Annotated in this window: 20 protein-coding genes and 1 tRNA gene; 9 read left to right on the forward strand and 12 right to left on the reverse strand. The window is 71.3% G+C overall.

All coding sequences use genetic code 11. From position 1 onward, the window contains the following. Positions 1-22: 22 nt before the first annotated feature. Both ABD747_RS00970 and mshC read right to left on the reverse strand, forming a co-directional pair. Entirely contained in the window at positions 23-1,936 is a 1,914-nt protein-coding gene (locus ABD747_RS00970; protein ID WP_344801190.1) for a glycogen debranching N-terminal domain-containing protein, read from the reverse strand. A 10-nt stretch (positions 1,937-1,946) separates the two neighbouring features. Further along, positions 1,947-3,209 carry a cysteine--1-D-myo-inosityl 2-amino-2-deoxy-alpha-D-glucopyranoside ligase gene (mshC, locus tag ABD747_RS00975; protein WP_344801191.1) on the reverse strand — a complete coding sequence of 421 codons (1,263 nt, stop codon included), beginning with the start codon at positions 3,207-3,209 and terminating at the stop codon, positions 1,947-1,949. Positions 3,210-3,295: 86 nt separating this feature from the next. Between mshC and ABD747_RS00980 the strand changes: the two genes are divergently transcribed. Continuing rightward, on the forward strand, positions 3,296-4,018 hold the full coding sequence (locus ABD747_RS00980; RefSeq protein ID WP_344801248.1) for an ABC transporter permease: 723 nt from the start codon (positions 3,296-3,298) through the stop codon (positions 4,016-4,018). Positions 4,019-4,501: 483 nt separating this feature from the next. Here ABD747_RS00980 and ABD747_RS00985 read toward each other — a convergent pair whose 3' ends face one another. From ABD747_RS00985 to ABD747_RS00995, 3 genes are read right to left on the reverse strand one after another with little or no spacing between them, the layout of a single operon-like run. After that, entirely contained in the window at positions 4,502-5,311 is an 810-nt protein-coding gene (locus ABD747_RS00985; RefSeq protein WP_344801192.1) for an SCO1664 family protein, read from the reverse strand. A gap of 18 nt (positions 5,312-5,329) precedes the next feature. After that, positions 5,330-5,920 carry a DUF3090 domain-containing protein gene (locus tag ABD747_RS00990; RefSeq protein ID WP_344801193.1) on the reverse strand — a complete coding sequence of 197 codons (591 nt, stop codon included), beginning with the start codon at positions 5,918-5,920 and terminating at the stop codon, positions 5,330-5,332. A gap of 42 nt (positions 5,921-5,962) precedes the next feature. Then, complete coding sequence (locus tag ABD747_RS00995) at positions 5,963-6,703, reverse strand: histidine phosphatase family protein (RefSeq protein WP_344801194.1); 741 nt, start codon at positions 6,701-6,703, stop codon at positions 5,963-5,965. 112 nt (positions 6,704-6,815) lie between these two features. Between ABD747_RS00995 and ABD747_RS01000 the strand changes: the two genes are divergently transcribed. Next, positions 6,816-7,349 (forward strand): GNAT family N-acetyltransferase, encoded by a 534-nt coding sequence (locus tag ABD747_RS01000; RefSeq protein ID WP_344801195.1) that lies wholly within the window; start codon positions 6,816-6,818, stop codon positions 7,347-7,349. Between the two features lie 10 nt (positions 7,350-7,359). Here the strand turns inward: ABD747_RS01000 and ABD747_RS01005 are convergent, their stop codons facing one another. Beyond that, positions 7,360-7,884: a flavin reductase family protein gene (locus tag ABD747_RS01005; protein WP_344801196.1), complete on the reverse strand. Its 525-nt coding sequence runs from the start codon at positions 7,882-7,884 to the stop codon at positions 7,360-7,362. 121 nt (positions 7,885-8,005) lie between these two features. On the opposite strand from ABD747_RS01005, the gene ABD747_RS01010 reads away from it, so the two are divergent. Next, positions 8,006-8,839 carry an undecaprenyl-diphosphate phosphatase gene (locus tag ABD747_RS01010; RefSeq protein WP_344801197.1) on the forward strand — a complete coding sequence of 278 codons (834 nt, stop codon included), beginning with the start codon at positions 8,006-8,008 and terminating at the stop codon, positions 8,837-8,839. A gap of 72 nt (positions 8,840-8,911) precedes the next feature. Here the strand turns inward: ABD747_RS01010 and ABD747_RS01015 are convergent, their stop codons facing one another. Further along, positions 8,912-9,943, reverse strand: a complete 1,032-nt coding sequence (locus ABD747_RS01015; RefSeq protein WP_344801198.1) for an LLM class F420-dependent oxidoreductase — start codon at positions 9,941-9,943, stop codon at positions 8,912-8,914. Positions 9,944-10,001: 58 nt separating this feature from the next. Here ABD747_RS01015 and ABD747_RS01020 point away from each other — a divergent pair, with 58 nt between their 5' ends. Beyond that, on the forward strand, positions 10,002-10,970 hold the full coding sequence (locus tag ABD747_RS01020) for an aldo/keto reductase (protein WP_344801199.1): 969 nt from the start codon (positions 10,002-10,004) through the stop codon (positions 10,968-10,970). Between the two features lie 194 nt (positions 10,971-11,164). On the opposite strand, the gene ABD747_RS01025 is transcribed toward ABD747_RS01020, so the two are convergent. Together ABD747_RS01025 and ABD747_RS01030 are read right to left on the reverse strand one after the other, a co-directional pair. After that, positions 11,165-11,356 carry a DUF5703 family protein gene (locus tag ABD747_RS01025; RefSeq protein WP_344801200.1) on the reverse strand — a complete coding sequence of 64 codons (192 nt, stop codon included), beginning with the start codon at positions 11,354-11,356 and terminating at the stop codon, positions 11,165-11,167. A 25-nt stretch (positions 11,357-11,381) separates the two neighbouring features. Further along, the gene (locus ABD747_RS01030) at positions 11,382-12,707 is read right to left on the reverse strand and encodes a M20/M25/M40 family metallo-hydrolase (protein WP_344801201.1); all 1,326 of its coding nucleotides are present in this window, start codon (positions 12,705-12,707) and stop codon (positions 11,382-11,384) included. Between the two features lie 85 nt (positions 12,708-12,792). On the opposite strand from ABD747_RS01030, the gene ABD747_RS01035 reads away from it, so the two are divergent. Further along, a complete protein-coding gene (locus tag ABD747_RS01035; RefSeq protein WP_344801202.1) occupies positions 12,793-14,097 on the forward strand; it encodes an MFS transporter in 1,305 nt (434 codons plus the stop codon). Positions 14,098-14,185: 88 nt separating this feature from the next. Further along, a tRNA-Leu gene (locus tag ABD747_RS01040) sits at positions 14,186-14,271 on the forward strand. Here ABD747_RS01040 and ABD747_RS01045 read toward each other — a convergent pair. Next, positions 14,253-16,076 (reverse strand): recombinase family protein, encoded by a 1,824-nt coding sequence (locus ABD747_RS01045; protein WP_344801203.1) that lies wholly within the window; start codon positions 16,074-16,076, stop codon positions 14,253-14,255. The two genes, ABD747_RS01040 and ABD747_RS01045, sit on opposite strands and share 19 nt — an antisense overlap. Positions 16,077-16,738: 662 nt before the next feature. Between ABD747_RS01045 and ABD747_RS01050 the strand changes: the two genes are divergently transcribed. From ABD747_RS01050 to ABD747_RS01060, 3 genes are all read left to right on the forward strand, one after another. Beyond that, entirely contained in the window at positions 16,739-17,065 is a 327-nt protein-coding gene (locus tag ABD747_RS01050) for a histone-like nucleoid-structuring protein Lsr2 (RefSeq protein WP_344801204.1), read from the forward strand. Between the two features lie 133 nt (positions 17,066-17,198). Further along, on the forward strand, positions 17,199-18,254 hold the full coding sequence (locus tag ABD747_RS01055; protein WP_344801205.1) for a hypothetical protein: 1,056 nt from the start codon (positions 17,199-17,201) through the stop codon (positions 18,252-18,254). A 228-nt stretch (positions 18,255-18,482) separates the two neighbouring features. After that, a complete protein-coding gene (locus tag ABD747_RS01060; RefSeq protein ID WP_344801206.1) occupies positions 18,483-19,994 on the forward strand; it encodes a helix-turn-helix domain-containing protein in 1,512 nt (503 codons plus the stop codon). 39 nt (positions 19,995-20,033) lie between these two features. On the opposite strand, the gene ABD747_RS01065 is transcribed toward ABD747_RS01060, so the two are convergent. Continuing rightward, positions 20,034-21,377 (reverse strand): AAA family ATPase, encoded by a 1,344-nt coding sequence (locus ABD747_RS01065; RefSeq protein WP_344801207.1) that lies wholly within the window; start codon positions 21,375-21,377, stop codon positions 20,034-20,036. Between the two features lie 53 nt (positions 21,378-21,430). Further along, on the reverse strand, positions 21,431-22,825 hold the full coding sequence (locus ABD747_RS01070; protein WP_344801208.1) for a vWA domain-containing protein: 1,395 nt from the start codon (positions 22,823-22,825) through the stop codon (positions 21,431-21,433). Positions 22,826-22,840 lie beyond the last annotated feature (15 nt).

Raw genomic sequence — 22,840 nt, forward strand, 5'->3', positions numbered from 1 at the left:
AGAGACGCCGAGCGGCCCGGAGTCAGCGAGTCGCCAGGAACTGGGCGACGACCACGGCCGCGGCGGCCGACCAGGCCTGCGGCCGGCAGGAGGGCGCGTACGGGACCGGACGACCCTCGCCGGACCAGAGCTCGGGCAGCCGGCCACCGAACAGGGCGGCCGCGTCGAGCAGGCCCTCGACCAGCCCGTCCGCGTACGTCCTCAGCCCCGCCCGCTGCAGCCCGGCGATCACGATGGCGGTGTCGTGCGGCCAGACCGACCCGCAGTGGTAGCTGAGCGGGTGGTAGCCGCCGTCGGTCGAGGCCATCGTCCGCAGTCCCAGCCCGGAGTCCAGGGCGTCGCCGGCGACCCGCCGGGCGACCAGCACCTCCTCGTCCGCGTCCAACAGCCCGGTGCCGAGCAGGTGCCCGATGTTGCTGGTCAGCGAGTCGACCCGGCGCTTCGACCCGTCCAGGGCGAGCGCCGGATAGCGGTCCTCGCCCTCGCCGCACCAGAACTGGTCCCGGAACCGCAGGGCGAGCGCGTCCGACCACTCCCGATAGCGCTCCGCGCCGGGCCGGCCGAACACCTCCAGCAGGTCGGCACCGGCGCGCGCCGCCTCGTACGCGTAGCCCTGCACCTCGCACAGCGCGACCGGCCCCTCGGCGATCGTCCCGTCGCTGAACCGGACCGAGTCGGTGGAGTCCTTCCAGCCCTGGTTGGCCAGGCCGTGCCCGCTGGTGTCGATGTATTCGCAGAAGCCATCGCCATCGGCATCGCCGTAGAGGAGGAGCCAGTCCAGCGCGGCGACCAGTGGGTCGAGCAGTTCGCGGACGACGTCGTCGGCGGCACCGGTGCGCCACAGGTCGTGCAGCAGGCAGATCCACAGCGGGGTGGCGTCGATCGTGCCGTAGTAGAGCGGCGGCAGGGATGTCTCGGCGAAGGTGAACTGGCCGCGGCGCAACTCGTGCATGATCTTGCCCGGCTGCTGCGCGCTGTCCGGGTCGACCCGCGTTCCGGCCAGCCGGGCCAGCGTGCGCAGCGTGCCGACGGCCGGCGCCCGGTCGATCGGCAGCACCATCCGCGCCGTCCAGAGGCTGTCCCGGCCGAACAGGGTGAGATACCACGGCGCACCGGCGGCGAAGAACGCGTCCTCGGGACGATCGGGAGTCGCCATTCGTAGGGAGTTCAGGTCGAGCAGCGACCGGCCCAGCCACGGCCGGAGCCGCCGGTCGCGCCCGGCGCCCGGGGCGAGCCTGTCCAGTGCCGCCGAGATGGGCAGGCCGGTGCCGCTCGGCGGGATCACGGCGCCGGAGCGGTCGGTGATCGCGATCGACCAGGTCAGAGCCGTCCGTGAGCGCGGTGCCAGGCTGAGCGGCCAGGTCAGCTCGGCGGTCAGGCCGTCGTCGGTGACCGCCATGGTCGCGCTATCCGCGGTCAGGCTCGCGACGACGTCGTCGTCGCCCCAGGTGAACGGGCTCGAGTGGGACGACGGAGTCGAGCGGGCGAATCGCCGGGCTTCGACGGTGCTCCCGGTCTTGAATTGCTCGACGGCGGCCAGGTCGTAGCCCAGCCTCAGGGTCAGCTCGAACGACACCTCGTGCGCGGTCAGCGAGGTGATCTCGATCCGCTCGCTCAGCCGCCCCGGCGTGACCTCACGGACCCGGTCGAACCGGACCAGCTCGTCGCCCGCGCGGGCGGTGCCGGCCGCCTGCCTCGACACCGCGACGAACCTGGTCGCAGCGCCCTCCGGCACGGTGGCGAGATGTTCCAGCGGCGAACCGGCCGCCCGGAGCGACGCCACGCTGAGCACCCGGACGTCGGCGTGCAGGACCCCCTGGGCGCCGACCGCACGGCCATCGGACCCGATCTCGCCGTCGGGGGCACTCCACACCTGGGTAGGGGCGGCCAGCACGCAGACGAGATCGTGCAGGAAGGGCTGACGTGGCTGCGGCATCGGAGCCCTCTCAGTCCAGGGCGACGCCGAGCAGAGCGTCCGTGGCCCGGGCCACCAGCGCCGGCGCGGTGCCGTCGTCCCCGTCGATCGCCAGCGAGGCGGCGGCCCAGGTGTCCACCGCAGCGAGTGCGGCCGGCGCGTCGAGGTCGTTCGCCAGGGCGGCCCGGACGTCGGCGATCACCGGACCCGCGTCCAGCGCCGCGTCGAGCGTCGTGGCCTGCCGCCACAGCGCCAGCCGGTTCGTTGCCGCGTCCAGATCGGCGTCGGTATAGGTCCAGTCCTCGCGGTAGTGATGGCCGAGCAGCAGCAGCCGAATGGCCATCGGGTCGACGCCGTCGGCCCGCAGCCGGGACACGAACACCAGGTTGCCCTTGGACTTCGACATCTTCTCGCCGTCCAGACCGACCATGCCGCTGTGGACGTACGCCCGGGCGAATTCCTGGCCGGTGGCGACCCGGCCGTGCGCCGCGGACATCTCGTGGTGCGGGAAGATCAGATCGCTCCCGCCACCCTGGACGTCGAAGGCGGTGCCGAGGGTGCGCAGCGCGATCGCCGTGCACTCGACGTGCCAGCCGGGGCGTCCGTTGCCGAACGGCGACGCCCAGGCCGGTTCGCCCGGCCGCTCCAGCCGCCACAGCAGGCTGTCCAGCGGCTGCTTCTTGCCGGGCCGGTCGGGGTCGCCCCCGCGTTCGGCGAACAGCGCGAGGGCCTCCGGCTCGGCCAGGTGGGACACCGAGCCGAACGCCGGATCGGCGGCCTGCGGGAAGTAGAGGTCCGGGTAGTCCGGGTCGTCCACCGCGTACGCCGCCGAGCCGGCCTGGAGCTCGGCGATCAGCTCGGTGATCATCGGGATGGACTCGACCGCGCCGAGATAGTCCTGCGGAGGCAGCACGTTGAGCGCCGTCATGTCCTCCCGGAACAGGTCGATCTGGCTGTGCGCCAACTCGGTCCAGTCCACCCCGGTGGCGGTGGCGCGCTCCAGCAGCGGGTCGTCGACGTCGGTGATGTTCTGCACGTAGTGCACGTCCAGCCCGGCGTCGCGCCAGACCCGGTTCAGCAGGTCGAACGCGACGTAGGTGTTCGCGTGCCCGATGTGGGTGGCGTCGTAGGGCGTGATGCCGCAGACGTACATCCGGGCGGTCCCCGACGCAGGTCCGGCCGGCACCAGTGCCTGCGCCGCGGTGTCGAAGATGCGGGCGGCCGGGATCTGCGGAGTCGGGCCGGGCGCCGCGTGCTCGAGTCGCGAGTACGGACGCGTCTGCCAGGCCTGCATGCGGCCCACCCTATCCGGCACCTCGCCGCCCCCCGCCGAGAATGAGACCCGTGCCCGAACAGCCCGGACCGGCCCTGGCCGTCGCCCTGATCGTGCTGCTGGCCATCGCGGTCACGGTGTCGTACGTCGGCCGGTTGCGGCTGGAGCGCCGGTTCGCCACGGCCGCGCTCCGCGCCGTCGTACAGCTCGCGCTGGTCTCGCTGGTGATCGCGGCCGTGCTCGTGCACATCGCCTGGTCGGCGGCATTCGCCCTGGTCATGATGGGAGTCGCGGTCGCAACCGCGGCGGGACGGATCGGTGCGCCCCGGGCCTGGCCGTGGGTCGCGGTCGCGATCGCCGCCGGCGTGCTGCCGGTGCTGACGGTCATCTTCGTCGCTGGTGCCGTGCCCTTCACCGGCGCCGGTCTGGTGCCGATGGCCGGGATCATCATCGGCGGGGCGATGACGGCGACCTCCCTGGCCGGACGTCGGGCGTTCGCGGCGCTGCGGGACGAGCACGGGACGTACGAGGCGGCGCTGTCCATCGGCCTGCCCCGCTCCGCGGCCGTCACCGAGGTGATCGAGCGCCACCTGCCCGAGGCGCTGGTGCCGGGCATGGACCAGACCCGCACGGTCGGGCTGGTCACCCTTCCCGGCGCCTTCGTCGGGGTGCTCCTCGGCGGCGGCAGCCCGGTGCAGGCCGGCGCTGCCCAGATCATCGTGCTGGTTGGCCTGCTCGCCACCCAGGCGATCACCGTCGTCGTGGTCGGCCGCCTGATCCGCTCCGCCCGGCTGCTCCCCGCCGACCTGAAGGACCGCCTGATCCCCTGATCCCGCATCCCCGTCCCCGGCTCCATTGACCCAGCCCGGTCCCGGATCCTCGGGGATCCACCCGCTCCCCCGCGTTCGCATAGGTTCTGCTTCCCCGCATGGGCTATATCCCATGCGAGGACGCGAAACCTATGCGAACTCCGGGGGTGGGCGGTCAGGCCTGGCACAACCCGTCGGCGAGCGTCGTTAGCGCGGCGCCCGGCTCTGTCTGGACGAACGAACGAGCGGCCGCCGCGGAAACGGCGTCAGCGGCACCCAACCCGCGCGGCCGCGAGTGAGAGAGGAAGACAGAGCCTTCAGGCGCCGCGCGTGCGCGAACCGACACAATCCGTCGGCGAGCGTCGTCAGCGGAGCGCCCGGCCTTCACTTCCGACCGAACGAGCAGCCCTGCCCAGACCGCGGCAGCGAAGCCGAAGCTTGGGGCTGCGAGAGAGGGAGAAAGTGAAGGTCTGTGGGTGCGCAGCGTGCGCGAGCCGACACAACTCAGAAGGGCGGCCAGGGGATGGAGGGCCACTCGCCGCGGGCTCGGGGCAGGGTGCCACGACGCAGCAGGACCTCGCACCGACGTACCAGCGCTTCGATCTCCTCCTCGGCGAGCAGTTCGGCCAGCGCCCGCGGCCCGTCGTCGCGGGCGCGGCCCACCAGCGCCCGCTCCCCGTCGGTCAGCTCGCTGCCGGCCCATCCCCACAGCAGCGTGCGCAGCTTCGGCTCGGTGTGGAAGCAGATGCCGTGGTCGACCCCGAACACCCGGCCGCCGCTGGACAGGATGTGGCCGCCCTTGCGGTCGGCGTTGTTGGCCAGGCAGTCGAAGACGGCTAGCCGGCGAAGGGCCGGGTCGTCGGCGTGGATCACCGACACTGACCGCTCGTCGGCGTCCAACCCGTCGACGCAGGCGAACCAGCCCTTGCGCGGCAGCGACCGGCTCGGCACCAGGTCGACCAGCGACTCGTTGTCCGCACCGGTGGTCTCGACCCAGACCTGCAGCGAACCGGTGCCGAACGGGCCGTCGGCCAGGACGGTGACCGGCACGACGTCGAAGCCGGCGGCACGCGACAACTCGAAGGCAGCCACCTCCCGCAGCCCGAGCGTGCCCCGCGGGAAGTCCCACAGCGGCCGCTCGCCCTGGATGGGCTTGTAGACGCAGTCGATCTCGCCGTCGGCGGTGGTCAGCCGGGTCAGGAACGTCGCGTTCGAGGCCTGCACCAGACGGCCGACGATCTCCAGCTCACCGTCACCGAGTACGGCGGTCAGCGCCGGGTGCTCCGGCGGCGGACTCGGATCGGGCTGGCTCACCGCTGCTCGGTCACGGGCTCAGAACAGCGGCCGGCGATAGCCGTTGGCCCGCGGGCAGATGTGCCCGTCCGGGTCCAGCGGCTGCAGGCAGAACGGGCAGGCCGGGCGGCCGGCCTGGACCAGGGCCTGGGCACGGGCGACGAACTCCCGTGCGTACGACGCGGTGATCTTGACCACGAACACCTCGTCGGCATCGATCTGGCTCTCCGCCTCCTCGGCGGTCGCGGGCGGGTCGACCTCCTCGGGTTCGTCCTCGCCCTCGACGTTGGAGAACAGCTCGATCACAATCCGGTCGATGGTCGGGTCCCAGGCAATGGTCATCGTGCCGACCCGGAACTCCTCGGTGATCGGCGCGTCAAGCGGCTGGGTGTCGGACGCCGAGCTGGAGGCCGGCGGCACCTCGCCCTGGCTGGCGCCGCGCCGCTGGACCTCGTCCAGCACCCGGTCCAGGTGCTCGGCGAGAACCGAGACCTGCTGCTTCTCCAGCCCGACGCTGGTGATCCGGTTGCCCTCCCGCGCCTGCAGGAAGAACGCCCGCTCGCCCGGCTGGCCGACCGTGCCGGCGACGAAGCGGTCCGGTGAGTCGTAGCGGTGAACGAGGATCGCCATGGCGCCAGACTAACCCGCGGTGGCGGCCGCTCCGACGGCCTTTCAGGACTGCTGGGCGGGGAGCTGGTCGGCTGCCCCCAGACCGCCGCCGACGGCGGCCTGGTCGTCGGTCGGCTTGCGGCGCCCGCGCGGCTTCTTGGGCGGCGGCGCCAGCAGCTTGCCGAGGTCGGCGTTGGTGGAGTTGGTGGTCACGACGTACGGCCGGGAGTCGGTGTAGCGCACGATCGAGACCGAGGCCGGGTCGACCAGGATCCGCTGGAACGCATCCAGGTGCATGCCGAGCGCGTCGGCCAGGATGGCCTTGATCACGTCCCCGTGCGAGACCGCGGCCCAGACGGCATGCGGGCCGTGCTCGGCGCTCAATCGGGCATCCCAGGCGCGGACGGCGGTGGTCGCGCGCGTGGCCATCTCGCTCATCGCCTCCCCGTTCGGGAAGCGCACGGCCGAGGGCTGGGTCTGCACCGTGCTCCAGAGCTTCTCCTTGCCCAGCTCGGCAAGTTTCCGCCCGGTCCAGTCGCCGTAGCCGCACTCGGTCAGGTTGCGCTCGGGGTGGACCTCGAGCGGCGTGCCGTGCGCCAGCACGACCGCGTTCGCGGTCTGCCGGCAGCGGCGCAACGGCGAACTGACCACCGCCACCAGCGGTACGTCGCTCAGCCGGAGCCCGAGATCGGCGACCTGCCGCCGCCCGACCTCGTCCAGCTCGACGCCCGGGGTTCGTCCGGCCAGCACGCCCGCGGTGTTCGCCCCGGTCCGTCCGTGCCGGATGAGCACGACGGTGGTCATCGGCCGGTCCCCCGGCGCGCCGCCCGGCTGTCGCACACCGTCATGGCGTCGAGGGTAGCGTCGCCACGAGAATCCGATGGCGGCACGGACCGTTCCGCCCGACACTGGACCGGTGGACACCACGGTCGAGATTCGCCCGGCGACCCTTGCCGACGCGGCGGGACTCGCGAGCGTCCGCACGCGGAGCTGGCGGGAGGCCTACGACGGGCTGCTCGATCCCGACTTCCTCGCCGGCTGGACGGATGACCCTGCCAACTGGGTCGCCTGGCTGACCCGGCCCGATCCGCGATCGGCGAGGCTGGTCGCAGTGGCCGACACGAGCGTGGTCGGTTTCGTCGCCGTCGGCCCAGAACTACCAGGTCCCGATTGGCATGGGTCTGGGCCGCAGCCCGGGCGCGGGCACCTGTATGCCCTCTATCTGCTGGCCGCCTGGTGGGACCGCGGCATCGGGCACCGGCTGCACGCCGCCGGGATGGGCGCGCTGGCCGACGCCGGGTTCACCGAGGCGGTCTTGTGGGTGCTGGAGACCAACGAGCGGGCGATCTCCTTCTATCGACGCGAGGGCTGGCGCTTCGACGGTGTCAGCCAGGTCGACCAGAGGGGATCGGTTTCACTGCCCGAGAAGCGGATGGCCCGGGTCGTCTGACCGTCCCGGCTCAGTCCAGCGGCAGCTCGCGATAGCGGCCGCGGAGGTGAGTGAGCACGTCGGTCGCCTCCGGATCGACGTGCACCTCGACGCAGCGACCGCGGACCGCCACAGACCAGCCGAGCCGTGACCCGGTGTCGGTCAGCTCGACCCCGAGCCAGCCGGCCGCGCCGGCCAGCACCGGCCCCCAGCGGGTCTCGTGCCACTGCGCCGAACGGAACGGGCCGCCGGGCGCAGGCGCCAGACCGGCGAACGCCTCGGCGAGTTGGCGGTGCTCCCAGCGCAGCAGGCTGATCGCGACGCGGCCGGTCCGGCCGGCCAGCTCGGCCAGGTCGGACTCCTCGTCGACCAGCCCCAGCAGCTCCGCCGGGTCGCCGTCGGCGACCAGCAGCGAGGACACCGTCCAGCCGGCCCGGGACGTACCCTCCTGCGCGGACCACACCGTCACCGGCTGCGGCATCCGGCCCCGGAACCGGCGGAGCGGATCGCGCCCCGACTCCGGCGGCAGGAACGGGTGCTCGCTGTGAATGCTCACGATCGAAGTCTGCCCTGCTGTGATCCGGCTGAGCACGACCTGCGCGCTGCCGCCACGCCGGGCCGTGCAAACGGTCTATGGTTGTCGGCGTTTGTGTCCGGAGCAGGTAGGGGAGTTATCGATGGGCTGGCTCGAGGCCTTGGTGCTGGGCATCGTGCAGGGACTGACCGAGTTCCTGCCGATCTCCTCCAGCGCCCATCAGTCGATCGTCGGCCAGTTCTTCGGCGGTGAGGATCCGGGGGCGGCGTTCACCGCGATCACCCAGCTGGGCACCGAGGCCGCCGTGATCATCTACTTCCGGCACGACATCGCGCTGATCATCAAGAACTGGGCGCTGGCGCTGGTCGGCAAGATCCCGCGGGACGACCCGGAGGCCCGGATGGGCTGGCTGGTGATCATCGGCTCGATCCCGATCATCGTGCTCGGGCTGTTGTTCCAGGATCAGATCGAGACCGGCCTGCGCAACCTGTGGATCACTGTGGCGATGCTGGCGGGAGTCGGCATCGTGATGGGCATCGCGGACCGCACGGCGCGCAACCAGCGGACCCTGGAGCGGCTCACCTGGCCGCACGGCCTGATCTACGGCCTGGCCCAGTCGCTGGCGCTGATCCCGGGAGTCTCCCGCTCCGGCGCCACCATCACCGCCGGCCTCTTCATGGGCTATCGGCGCGAGGCCGCGGCCAAGTACTCGTTCCTGCTTGCCATCCCGGCCGTGGTGGGTTCCGGGCTGTTCCAGCTGCTCGACATCGGTACCGACCCGGTGCCGCCCGCCTGGGGACCGATCGCGCTCGCCACGGTCGTCTCGTTCGTGATCGGCTACGCGGTGATCGCCTGGCTGTTGCGCTACATCAGCACCCACAACTTCATGCCGTTCGTGATCTATCGGCTCGCGCTGGCCGCCCTGGTGGCGGTGCTGCTGCTCACCGGTGTGTTGGAGCCGCTCCCGCAGGGCTGACGCGTTTCTGCCGCTCGATCCAGTTTTCGGGCCCGATCGTGGCGATTTGGCCGTTCGAGCGGCAGGTTCGCGTCAGAGCGCCTCTGCAACGGCGGTGAGCGCGGCGAGCTTGGCCTCCACCGTGTCCCCGTAGGGCGCGAGCGCGCAGGTGGTGACGCCCGAGTCCGCGAGCAGCCTCAGCCGCTCGGCGATCCGCTCGACCGGGCCGAGCAGCGAGGTCGAGTCGATGAACTCGAACGGCACGGCCGCCATCGCGTCTCGGTGACGTCGGGCCAGGAAGTGGTCCTGCACCTGGGCGGCGGCCTCCCCGTAACCCATCCGCACCGCCAGCGCGTGATAGAAGTTCTGTTCCCTGCTGCCCATCCCGCCCACATAGAGAGCGGCGTACGGCCGGATCGGGTCGGCACAGCGCACCGGGTCGTCGCCCACCACCACGGGCACCGTCGGCACCACGTCGAAGCCGTCCATCGTCTTCCCGGCTCGCTCCCGCCCGGTCCCGATCCGGCCGAGCAGCTCGCCCGCGAATTCGGGGGCGTAGAAGATCGCCAGCCACCCGTCGGCGATTTCGCCGGTGAGCTCCAGGTTCTTCGGGCCGACCGCGGCGAGATAGACCGGGATCTCGGCGCGCAGCGGCGCGATGGTCAGCTTGAGCGGCTTGCCGGGGCCGTCCGGAAGCGGCAGCCGGTAGTGACTGCCCTCGTACGCAACGGTCTTGCGGGCCAGCGCCATCCGGACGACGTCGACGTACTCCCGGGTCCGGCCGAGCGGTTTGTCGAACCGCACCCCGTGCCAGCCCTCCGACACCTGCGGCCCGGAAACTCCCAGCCCGAGCCGGAAGCGGCCGCCAGTGAGCAGGTCGAGGCTCGCCGCCGTCATCGCGGTCATCGCCGGCGTGCGCGCCGGGATCTGCATCACCGCGGACCCGACGTCGATCCGGCTGGTCTGGCCGGCCAGCCAGGCAATCACGGTCGGGCTGTCGGAGCCATACGCCTCCGCGGCCCAGACCACGTCGAAGCCGAGATCCTCCGCATGCCGGGTCAGCGCGAGCTGGCCGGCGGGATCATCGGAGCCGACCAGGTAACCGAGGTTGAGGCCGAGTCGCATGGACAGCACCGTAGTGGTCCCGCGTCGTGCTCCCGGGTGGCCCGTTACTGTCGCGTGCATGGAAATCCGGCGGGTCGGCGCGAGCGGGCTCCGGGTGTCGCGGCTCGGCCTGGGCACCATGACGTGGGGGCGGGACACCCCGGACGAGGAGGCGCGCGCGCTGCTCGAGATGTTCTGCGCCGCCGGTGGGACGCTGATCGACACGGCCGCTGCGTACGGCGCCGGTGACGCCGAGCGGCTGATCGGCAAGCTCGTCCGCGAGCTCACGAACCGCGAGGAGATGGCGATCGCGACCAAGGCCGGATTCGTGATCCGGGGCGGCAAGCGGATCGTCGACACCTCGCGCCGGGCCCTGCTTCGCGACCTGGAGGGATCGCTGGAGCGGCTCGGCACCGACTACGTCGACCTGTGGCAGGTTCACGCCTGGGGCGACGCGCCGCTGGAGGAGACCCTCACCGCCCTTGACTTCGCGGTCGAGCGCGGCATGGCCCGCTATGTCGGCGTGTCCAACTTCGTCGGCTGGCAGACCGCGCAGGCGGCGACCTGGCAGCAGGCCGTGCCCGGGCGCGCACCGATCGTCAGCGCACAGGTGGAGTATTCGCTGCTGGCCCGCCGGGCCGAGGTCGAGGTGCTGCCGGCCGCGGCCGCGTTCGGGCTCGGCGTGTTCCCCTGGTCGCCGCTGGCCCGCGGGGTGCTGACCGGGCAGTATCGCGGCGGGGTCCCGCGCGGGTCGCGGGCCGCGTCGGACCACTTCGCCTGGTTCGTCGAGCCGTATCTCGAGCAGCGTTCGCGCGGTGTGGTCGAGGCGGTGGCCCGGGCGGCCGACGGCCTGGACATGTCGCCGATGCAGATCGCGCTGCTCTGGGTCCGCGACGCCCCCGGAGTGACCGCTCCCCTGCTCGGTGCCCGTACCGCCGGCCAGCTCGCCCCGGCCCTGGCGACCGAGGAGCTCGCCCTGCCGCCGGAGATCGCGTCCGCCCTGGACGACGTCTCTGGCGGAGCCAACGCAGGTCGCACCGCGAGCTGAGTTCCTCCGACCGCGAGCCGGACCCTTCGGAACGCGAGCGTCGTCCCGCGAGCGTCTGAAGCCGGCGCCCGGTGAGTGAAGAACGATGAGTGAAGGCGCCCGCCGGCTGAGATACAGATGGGCAGGATCTGCGGCGCCTTCACGAAGAGCGATGAACCGAGCCGGTGAACGCGCCGGCGGCGCGAGCGGGACCCCTATAAGGACGGCGACACGCGGATGATCTTGCGGCGGATCCAGATGTCGCGGGTGCCGTCGCGATAGCGGCGAAGCCGGGTCAGCTCCCAGCCGCCGTACTCCGCGTGCTCGGTCAGCAGCTGGCGCACGGCGCTGCGGGATACGTGCCGCTCCACGCGGACGCGCTCGACGACGTACTCGACGTTCCTCATCCTGCGCCCAAGGTTAGTGGGCCGCTCAGGCCTGGGAGAGGAATCCGTCCAGCACCCGGGCGCCGAACTCCAGCGACTCGGTCGGCACCCGCTCGTCCACCCCGTGGAACAGGCCGACGAAGTCCAGGTCGGGCGGCAGCCGCAGCGGCGCGAAGCCGAAGCAGCGGATGCCCAGCTTGGTCCAGGCCTTGGCGTCGGTGCCGCCGCTCATCAGGTACGGAACCGCCCGCGCGCCCGGATCCTCCGCCGCCAGACATGCCTGCATCGCGTCCACCAGAGCGCCGCTGAACTCGGTCTCGACCGCGGCGTTCTCCGTCGCGATCTCGTAGCGCACCTTGTCACCCAGCAGCTCGGTGATCGTCTCCAGCAGCTCGTCGCGACCGCCGGGGACGAATCGTGCGTCGATCGCCGCGGTCGCCCGGCCCGGGATCACGTTGTGCTTGTAACCGGCCTGCAGCATGGTCGGGTTGGCGGTGTTCGACATGGTGGCACCGACCATCCGGGCGATGCTGCCGAGCCGGGCCAGGGTCTGCTCGGCCTCGGTCGGATCGAGCTCGATCTCGAACGCCTCCGACACCGCGGCCAGGAATGCCTGCTGGGCGGGGGTGATCCGGTGCGGCCAGTCGTGCGTCCCGATCCGGGCGACGGCCGCCGCCAGCTCGGTCACCGCGTTGTCGTCGTTGCGGAACGAGCCGTGCCCGGCCCGGCCGTCGGCGATCAGATCGAGCCAGGCCATCCCCTTCTCGGCGGTCTGGACCAGATACAGCCGCAGGTCGTCGCGGATGGTGAGCGAGAACCCGCCAACCTCGCCGACGGCCTCGGTGCAGCCGTCGAACAGCTCCGGATGGTTGTCCACCAGCCAGGTCGCGCCGAGCCCGCTGCCCGCCTCCTCGTCGGCGGTGAACGCCAGCCGGATCGGGCGCCGGGGTGCGATCCCGGCCCGGGCGCGGGCCCGGACGACGCTCAGCACCATCGCGTCGAAGTCCTTCATGTCGACCGCGCCGCGGCCCCAGACGCAGCCATCGGCGATCTCGCCTTCGAACGGCGGCTTGCTCCAGTCGTCGGCGTTGGCCGGCACCACGTCGAGGTGACCGTGGATCAGCAGCGGGCTCGCGTCGGGATCGACACCGTCCGGCGCCCAGTCGGCCACCAGCGACGTACGGCCGGGTTCGGACTCGAACAGCTCCGACTCGATCCCGACCTCGTCCAGCAGCCGGGCGACGTACTCGGCGGCCTTCCGCTCACCGGGTCCGGGCTGCGGCCCGAAGTTCGTGGTGTCGATCCGGATCAGGTCCCGGCAGAGCTCGACGACCTCGGCATCGGGTGCATGGCTGGTCTCAGGCTCGCTCACCGGGCCAGTCTTCCACTCCCGAGTTGTCGGAATCTCAGCGCGTTATAGCGTGCTGAGGTTCTGACAACTCGAGGAAGGACCCGGCATGCCCCGCTCCACCCGACGCTCCTGGCTGGTCTGGGGCGTCGGTGTGCTGGCGTACGCCGTCGCGGTCTTCCAGCGCACCTCGCTCAGCGTCGCGGCCGAGCCGGCGAAGGAGCGGTTCGCGATCGGCGCCGCGATGCTGTCGATCTTCGCGGTCGCCCAGCTGATCATGTACGCGGCGATGCAGATCCCGGTCGGGGTGCTGGTCGACCGGTTCGGCTCCCGGCTGGTGATCGCGGCCGGAGCGTTGGTGATGGCCGCCGGGCAGGCGCTGCTGGCGGTCACGTTCGATCCAGCGGGCGCGCTGGTCGCCCGGGTCTTGGTCGGCACCGGGGACGCGATGACGTTCATCTGCGTGCTGCGGTTGATCCCCGCCTGGTTCAGCGTCAGCCAGGTGCCGATCATCACCCAGCTGACCGGGTTGCTCGGTCAGGCCGGGCAGGTGGCCAGCACCATCCCGCTGGTGGCCGCGCTGGCCGGCCCCGGCTGGACGGCGACGTACCTCGGCGCGGCGTCGGTCGGCGTGCTGGTCGCGGTGCTGGTGCTGGCCGCCGTTCGCAACGTCCCGCCGGGTTCGACGGCACACGTCACCGTCGGCAGCTGGCGCCAGGCCGGCAACGACCTGATCGACTCGTTCAGGGCACCGGGCACCCGGCTCGGGCTGTGGGCGCACTTCACCACCCAGTTCTCCGGCATGGTGTTCGCGCTGCTCTGGGGCTATCCGTTCATGACGATCGGCCTCGGCTATCCGCCCGAGCTCGCCGGCGGCCTGCTCACCATGATGGTGCTGGCGGCGGTCGTGATCGGTCCGGTGCTCGGCCGGTTGACCGCCCAGTTCCCGCTGCGCCGGTCCAACCTCATCTTCGGCATCCTGATCGCCACCATCGGGATGTGGACGATCGTGCTGCTCTGGCCCGGCGCCGCGCCACTGCCGGTGTTCGTGGTGCTCATCCTGGTGCTGTCGGCATACGGGCCGGGGTCGGCGGTCGGCTTCGACTTCGCCCGCACCTTCAACCCCTCGACCAGGCTCGGCGCCGCCACCGGAATCGTCAACATGGGCGGCTTCGTCGCCTCCCTGACCACCATCTTCGTGATCGGCGTGGTCCTCGACCTGTTGGCCCGGGGCGGGGCGTACACGCTGACCGATTTCAAGATCGCCTTCTGCTTCCAGTACGTCGTCTGGGCCTTCGGCATCGTCAGCCTCCGCCGCACCCGCCGGCTGGCCCGGGCCCAGTTGGCTGCCGAGGGCACGTTGATCGACCCGCTCCCCCACGCCATCGCTCGGCGCTGGCGGCAGCGGCACTGAGTTCGGACCGGTCCGAGAAGTCGACTTGGCACCCGCGGCGGAGTTGCTATAGTTCTCTCCGCTGTCCAGCCGGTCTGGCAGCACCCACGTCCGGGTGGCGGAATAGGTAGACGCGCTAGCTTGAGGTGCTAGTGCCCCTTACAGGGCATGGGGGTTCAAGTCCCCCCTCGGACACGTCCCTTAACCCCCCTAATTTCTCCTGTCTCGCGCAAATCTGAGCTCAGCGACTCGGACAGGTCCAGCTCGGCGTGCAGAAGCCGGTCGGGATGATCCCAGGTCAGCCGAAGTCCTGTCTCCACAAAGAACTCCCGCAGCAGTTCGGGGCTGCGTTGCGGGGCCAGCAGGTGCCTGACCTGTCCACCGATGTCGTCGAAGAGCCGCTGGAGCCGTTCCTGCGACGGGGCCCGGGCCGGAGCGGTGATGAGGCTCAACTCGATCTGCGCGGCGGCCAGTTCCTCCTGGGCCTCGTTCATCGGCCCGACCAGGGCGGCCGGATTGGTGCCCAGCGCGATCGCCTGGCCGAAGCGGCGCAGCTTCGTCTCGGCGGCGGCGACGCGTTCGTGCAGCCGCTCGGTCTGCACGTCAACCAGCCGCGGCGCCGCTGCGGCTGCGAGCAGACCCGCCATCGCCTCGTCCCGCAGGTCGCCGTCGAACAGTTCGACCATCCAGGTGCGCACCTTGCCCAAGATCAACTCCTGGCCGACCGAGACCGATCTGGGATGACGCTCGGCCGCAGCGCTGCCGGGCGTCAGATCGCGGAGGCGGCAGCGGTAGCGCAGGCCCGAGGGTTCCGCGCTGCTCACATCGGAGCGGTTGACTTGCATCCGCCGCCCGCAGATCGAGCAGTAGACAAGTCCCTGAAGCGCGTGCGAGGTACCGCGGGTGCGGTTGCGACGCGACTTCGAGACCTGACTCACCGCGCCGCGGGCCGAGAGGACCTTGTTGGCCCGGGTGAACGTGACGACGTCCACGATCGCCTCATGGGTCTGTTCACGTGACCGGACCGGCTTGGCATCGGAACGGACCAGACGCGTTCGGTAGCCCCAGGTCGGATCTTCAGGGTCGATGAGCGTCTCGGTCTTCTTGAAGGTCCCCCAGACCTCGTAGCCGGTGTAGCGCGGGTTGGTGAGGATGGCACGCAGCGTCGGGACCTGCCACCCAGTCATGTCGCGGTGCGCGTTCCGGGCCGGATCGGCCGCCGACGGGCAGGGGACCTGCTCCTCGTTCAACGCTGCGACGATGGCCCGCAGGGACCGGCCGGCCAGCAGATCGGCGAAGATGCGCTCGACCACCGCCGCACGTTCCGGGTCCGGCACCAGCTTCTTCAGCTGGAAGCCTTCGGCGGCCTTGCGCGGGTTGGGATGCGGCGCATACCCGACGACCGTGTAGCCGTACGGCGGACGGCCGCCCTGGTAGCGGCCGTCGTTCTCCACCTGGACAGCCATCCCCAGCCGGACCCGCTCCTGCACACGCTGCCGTTCGCCCCGGCTCATGCCGCCGGTCAGCGTCATCAGCATGTAGTGGGTCGAGTTGCGCGGGTCGTAGCAGCCACCAAGCTCGGGCACCCACAGACTCACCCCGTGGTGCTCCAGCACCGGCGCCACCTCGGAGAACTGCGAGCCGAACCAGCATCGCTGGCCCTCACCGACGATGATGCCGTCGAATGGCCGGCTCGGTTGGTCCAGCGCGCGCATCAGGCGGCTCGCCTCACGCCGCCGCTTCCACGGCAGGACGCGCGACTGGCCGATATCGAAAAAGTCGGCCACGATCTCGCCGTCCGGCGCCGCTGTTCGCAGCAAATTCCGAGCGGCCAGCAACTGCCAGTCGTGCGACGTCTTCGGATCCTGCGCATCCTCGGTCGAGCAGCGACCGTAGAACGCCAACCGCAGCCGCTGCGAAGGTCCGGTTTCGTGATGATCGGCTGTACTCAGGTCGAAGTCTGCCCACGGGTCCACCGGCCCGGCGGACTCAGCGGTCATGACGCAATCCTGCCTCCAGTGCCTTCACCTTTCCCCGCCGCCTTCTCGGCGCGCGCCTCGGCGGCCGCCTCCTCCAGCAGTGCGAGCAGCGCCCGGTAGGCACGCGGGGTGAGCACAAGGGGCTGTGCGGGAGGAACGAATTCCACGTCGTCCGCTGAGCTTCTCGATCGGTTCGAGCCGTGCCGCGCGTCGCGAGTCATGGTTTGGTTGTGTGCGGCAGCCGACGCAACAGCGGCCACGCCCCGGAGGTCGGCCTGGCCGTGACGCGGTCGACCGGCCGATCGATCCGCGCACGTAGCCGGGCCGTCGGCTCCGCGGAGCCACAACACATCTCCCACACCCTCATTCTGGCCGCGGTTCCGCCTGCCGTCGAGGCTTCCCCCCCCCCGTTACCTTCCTGGCCCGGATACGTCGCGATCGCGCGGCTACCTCATCAGGTCGCGGCGGCCATTCCTCTCCCCGGAGAGACCCCACGCGCCGGCGACTCCGCCGCAGGGCTCACTGACCGGAATACGCGCGGGATGCTCCACCAGCGCCTAGACCCGGGGTCGCAATCGTCGTCCAGGAACCGCGTGACCAAACTCGCGTGGAATCGTTTCCCGAAGCCAGCACCAACAGCCTATGATCAAACTCTCCAAGTGCAGGACGACTGAGGAAAGATCATGGCCCAGCGCACACAACTCATTCTGATCGACGATCTCGACGGCAAGGAGATCGCCGCCGGCGGTCAGACGGTCGTGTTCACGTATCAGGGAACCGAGTACGCCATCGATCTCAACGACAAGAACGCCGGCAAGTTCGACCGAGTCCTTGCGCCCTACATCGCTGCGGCCCGGCAGACCGGCGGCCGGACGACGCGGCGCGCGCGCACCAGCGCCAAACCGACCGACAACGGCGCCATCCGCGAATGGGCGCGAGACAACGGCTATCAGGTCAGCGACCGCGGTCGCGTGAGCCGCGAGATCCGGGAGGCATACGCGGCGAGCTGACAAAATCCGCAGCCGGCTGTCACTGGTCGGCCGCCGCCGTCGAGCCGGGGATCGCTGGTCGCGGAACTCGGGGCGGGCAGACGAGACGGCACCGCCAGCTGATGCCCGCCTGAGCCCCGCACACCGGTGGGGCATGACGAGCTCCGACCAGCCACGCCAGCCGGCGGGCGCGCCCCGCTCCGCCGGTGGTCAGTGGAAGCCGACCTTCCGCCGCGAGGCCGACGTCGACCTGTCCGACGCCCGGGTCGGCGCCATCCGCGACGGCGAGCACGTGCCGGCGACCTACACCACCGAGCCGTCCTCGGGCGGGATCGGCGACTGGTGGGACACCCAGGCGTCGGTCGCGGAATGGGGTGGCGAAGGCGCCTCCTACCCGAAGCTGCCGGGCGACTGGACCCCGCACCGCACCCCCGGCCGGGCCGAGACCGGGCTGCGCCGCACCCACCGGATGACCTACACGGGCTGCGGCTTCCGGCTGCGGATGCCGTCGGCCACCTCGATCCGCTCGTTCGCCGCGCATACCCGCGGAGCGTTCGACATCCCGGTCGAGGCAGCCGACGCCGACGGTCACCGGATCACCGCCTGGGTCCGCGCCGTGCAGCACAGCCCGGGCGCCTGGTCGGTCTCGGGACTCGGCTTCGGCGGCGCCACCGACGCCCAGGTCTCGGAGGCGGTCGCGGCCGTGCTCGAGGCCCGGCGCCCCACCCTCGGTCTGCGGCAGGCCGGTGATCTGATCGAGAGGCACCGGCAGCGTCTCGCCGCCCACGGTCAGAGCCTGCGGGCGGTGCGGTCGAGCTGGATCGCGGCCGTCGCCTACTCCGACGTCGACCGGCTGTTGATCATGCAGACCCGCCCGCGCACCGACGCGGACGGCAACAGGCGGCCGGGACGTGTCTACGGGACGGTCGTGCCGCCGGGGGTCTTCGAGGAGCTGGCCGCCGGCGACGCGCCCGGGGCGGTGTACAACCGGCTGGTGAAGGGCCGGCCCGGCCAGCTGGTCCGGACCTGCCCGGCGTGCCATCGGACCTACGCGGTGGCCCGCACACACACCTGTCCCGCCGCCATCGAGCGCCTGGCCCGTCCCGTCGCCGAGGTCGATGAGACGTCCGGCCGCCGACAGGCCCTGCGCGGCATCCACCGGCGACGGGGCCGGCGCCGCGGCCCGCCCGGTACGGCGCACAGGCCATGACCCGCGGGCGTCCGAGCCGGAAGCTGATCGTGGCGGCGGGAGCCCGACAGCCGCTGCATGCGGCGCGTTACCGTGGGGCTGCCACGGCGAACGAACAAGCCGAGAGGATGTGCGGGCACCGGTGACCATAGGACAGCCGCAGCGCTCGCTGATCCACGGCGGGCGATCTGTCGTCGAGCCGGTGCCCGGGCGCCAGACTCGGCGACCGGCAACCGATCCGGACGTCCCATGAGCCCGAACACCGACCGCGACAGCCTGACCCCGGGACAAACGTCCTCGGATCCGGCCGTCGTCGATCCATCAGCGGACGTGGTGGCCATCTGGACGGGGGCGATGGCCGCTGCTCTGCAGACAGCGACCCGTCTGTCCCAAGAGGCGTTCGCCGCAAGGCTCGGCGTGGGTGTCCGGACGGTCGCGAAGTGGCACGCGAAACCTGAGGCCCGGCTGCGGCCCGCGACCAGCGAAATTCTCGACCGGGTGCTGATCGACGCCGACGAACCGACTCGCCGACGATTCGTCCTGTTGATCAGTTCACCGCCCACCCGGATCGATCGCCAACCGGACCGGATTCTCCCCGTCCACGCCTCGCCCGAGGCGGTCGTCGCAACCAGCCAGCAGCAATGGGAGGAGGTGCGCCGCTATCTGCGGGACCGTGGGATCGGGCTGGCCGCCCGCGCCGCCGACCTGTACCCGTGTGACCTCCGGGTCGGCGAACTGCCGGCACTCAGCCGGCCGTCGTGGATGCCGGACAAGCCGGTGCCGATCGAGTCCATCGACCTGAACTGGCGGGATCATGCGGCGGAACCCCGGTTCACCGGCCAGGAGGCCGAGGCGCGGCCCACCCTGCCGCTGCGCTCCCCCGGCAACGCTTTCGCCCGGTACAGCACGGCGATCCGCTACATCCGGCCGCCGGCCCTGTTCGAGAACCGGCACAGCTACCGCCTGCTGGACCTCGCCTGGCACGACGGCCGAGGGACGATGACCTTCGGTCTCTCCAGCTTCTTCGAGAAGCTCGACGTCGGCGAGCCGCTGAGCCACGAGGCGGCCCTCGCCGAGCTCGCCGGCGGGCTCGATTGGCCGTCGTTGCCGTTCCGTTCTCTGATCGGGGACCCGTTCGATCTGCAGCGCAGGCCGGTGAATCCGGGCATCAGCACACTGACCCTGCGACAGGACCGTGCCACCGGCCGGGCGAGCTTCTTCCTGCTTCAGCGGAACCCGGATCACGTCACCAACGGGCGGCACTACAGCCTCCTGCCGGCCGGCGAGTTCCAGCCGGCCAGCATCGCCGCCGACAGCATCGGCGAGGACTTGGATCTGTGGCGAAACATCGTCCGCGAGTACAGCGAGGAGCTGCTCGGCCAGCCCGAGCACGACGGAAGCAGCGGCGTCCCAGTCGACTACGCGACCTGGCCGTTCTACCGCGACATGACCGAGGCCAGGCGGGCGGGTCGGCTGCGTGTCTATGCTCTCGGCGTCGTGCTCGACGCCCTGAGCCTGAACTCCTCCATCGCCACCGCGGCCGTGTTCGAGGACGAAACCTTCGACCGGCTTTTCCGGGACATGGTCGCCGCGAATCCGGAGGGTGACGTGCTGGCCTCGCCCGACACCGACGACTTCGTCCAGGGGCACCCGTTCGTAGCAGAGACCGTCGAGTCGTTCACCACCGAGCGCCCGCTCGGACAGACAAGCGCAGCCTGCCTGGCACTCGCCTGGCAGCACCGGACGGCCTTGCTCGGTTAGTGTCATCCGCCAGTCGATGACTGACGGCCTCTGGTCGGTTCAGCCGAGTTCGGGTGCGGCCGCCAACCGCGCGCGGACGGCACGGCTGGCAGGCAGCGTGGCCTCGGTGGACGGGGTGGCGTCCAGCACCTCCGACCAGCGGCTGTCGCATACCCAGACCAGGTGGGTCATGTGCCGGGACAACATCACCGTCAGCCTGCCGAGGGAGGCGTTGTGGCCTTCGGCGGTGTCGGCGGCTATCAGCGGGTCGACCGCCACCACGACATGCCACTGGCCGCCCTGCAGCGCATCGGCGGTGCCGACCTTGAACATCCCGATCTTGAACGAGTCGAGGGTGGCGGCGAGCCGGGTGATCTGGGTCCGGTAGGCGGCGACCACGCAGATGTCGGACGCGGCCAGCGGGAAGTCGATCATGTCGCCGGCCGGTGTGCTGGCGTGCACGGTGCGTCCCACGTAGGAGCGGGCCGTGTCGGCGACGGCCCGCAGGTAGCCGGGATCGTTCCGATCGGCCACCGCCGGCACCTGGCGGCGCACGATCTCCGGCAGGCCGCCGTCGGCGGTGCGCAGCCCGGCGGGGTCGACGCCCGGCCGGTGCACGACGTGGCGCGGGGACCGGCCGCAGGCGACCGGGAAGTCGTACAGGGTGTTCAGCAGCTCGGTCGATGCCGGGCCCAGCCGGTAGGTGGTGCCCAGCTCGACCAGGATCGCGTCGGAGCGTTCCAGCAGCATCTCCGGTGCCCGGCGGGTCGGTGACGTGGGCTGCCGCGCCCACACCGAGTCGTCGACGGTGACCACGGGACCGATCTGGCCGGGGTCGCCGACGAGGACGACCTGCTTGGCGTCGCGCAGCGCGACTGCCATGTCGGAGAGGGTCGTCTGGTAGGCCTCGTCGACGATCACGACCTCAGTCGTCACCGGGTTGTGCAGCCCGGACGCGGACGCGACGGTGCGGACCGTCGCGTGGCGGGCGACCAGCTGGGTGAGCCTCGGCACCGACCAGTGGGTGGGGAACTCCTCCGGGCGGGAGACGCCGAACAGGCACACGTAACGGCTCTGCGGGCCGCAGTTGACCGACAACGCCTCCCCCACCCGTTCGGCCAGGTCGAACGCGGCATCGCGGGTCGGGGCCAGGATCGTGACCGACAGCTCGGTCCGGCTCAGCAGCAGGCAGACCAGCCGGGCGATCAGCGTCGACTTCCCGGATCCGGGCGCGGCCTTCACCACCGTCACCGGCCGACCGCTCCACACCTCGTACAGGCATCGGGCCAGTGGCGACCCCGGCGTCAGCGCGAGCGGGATCGGCGGCTCCTCCGGGACAGGGGCGGGCTTGGTGATGGCCTCCGGTTCGAGACCCAGGTCGGCGAGATTGGCGATGTCGATCATGACCTTGTCGTGTGCGGCGGCCCTTGAATCCCCGGCGCCGGTTGCCGACGGGGCTACGTCGCGGTCGGGTTGTCGATCACCACGGTCCGGACCCATCCGGGCGGCCTCGGCGGGTTCCTGCCGATCAGCACGGCGACGAGCGGGACCGGCGTCCGCTCAGCGGGCCAGGGCGTGTAACCGTCGGACATGACGAGCAGCACGTCGGGCCGGGGGCGCCGGTTCAGCGCGTGCGCGATGCCGACCCGCATGTCGGTGCCGCCCCGTCCGTGGATGCCGCCGAGCGCGCGGGCGGAGCGGTATTTCTGGCTGGACTGGACTGCCGCGTCGACCTCGGTCACGGTCAGCGCGTCGTCGCGGCAGCCGAGTCTGCGGGCGATCGCCTCGATCTCGGACCGGCAGGCCATCACCTCCGCCACGACCATGGAGCCGGACGTGTCGACGACGACCTCGATGATCGGCTTCGGCGCGACCCAGCCCGGCCGGATCAGCTTGCGGGCCGGCCCGCCGCCGAGCGGGCGGAGGGTGATGTTGTCGCGTCGGCGGGAGCGGCGCAGGTAGGACTGGTCGACCTGCCCAGCGGCGAACAGGTAGGCGGCGCGGACGTGGGCGGCGAGCAGCCGCTGCCAGGGGGTCCGGCTCGGCGCCAGCAACGCCTGCGCCGCCTCCACCATCGTCCCAGGCGCGGCGCCCCGCGACTTCACGATCTGCTCGGCGGTCTCCACCAGGATCGTCATCGCCTCGATCGGAGTGATCGGCGAACCGGATTCGTCGTCGTCGCCGAACTCGCACGGCGCGGGCAGATTCCCCGACCCCGATCCGCAGCCCTGGTACGGCCGCTGCCCGTCCTGGCCGGTACCGCCAGGCGCTGGGGACGACGGCTGTGGCCCGGTTCCGCCGGGCGATCCTCCGGCTGCGGGCTGGTCCGCGGCACCGCCCTGGGGCTGCCGCCCGCCGCGACCGCCGGCCCGGGCCTGCTGTTCGCGGATCTTCTTCATCAGCACGCCGTAGTAGAACTGCGGTGTCTGGTTGGTCGGGGCGCCGATCCTGGCCGGAGTGACGCCGATCTTGGCGAGCTCGGCGCAGCCCGCGGCCTCCAGGTCGTCGTTCCAGGCCGAGTCCGCGGCGGCGTTCCAGATCTCCGCATCCTGCGGGGTCCGGACGCCGAGCTCGTCCGCGATCCGGGCGTGCTCGCCGACCAGGTGGCCGCACTCGTGCAGCAGCGACTCCGCGCCGAGCTGTACCGACTCGTTCGCGATGCAGTGGTCGAAGTCGATGTAGAGCCGCCACCGCTTGTCCACCGCGAAGGTGCCCAGACCGGGCGCATCCCACACGTCCAGCCGGAGAAGGATCGTCGACAGGTACGGCATCATCTCCAGGGCGAGCGCACGCCAGGTCGCGAGCACCGACAGGTGCGGGGCGGTGGGCCGGCGGACAGATGCTCTGGTCAAGGTCGTCACGTATCA

Source organism: Microlunatus ginsengisoli, assembly GCF_039537205.1.
In the GTDB taxonomy this organism is placed as follows: domain Bacteria; phylum Actinomycetota; class Actinomycetes; order Propionibacteriales; family Propionibacteriaceae; genus Microlunatus; species Microlunatus ginsengisoli.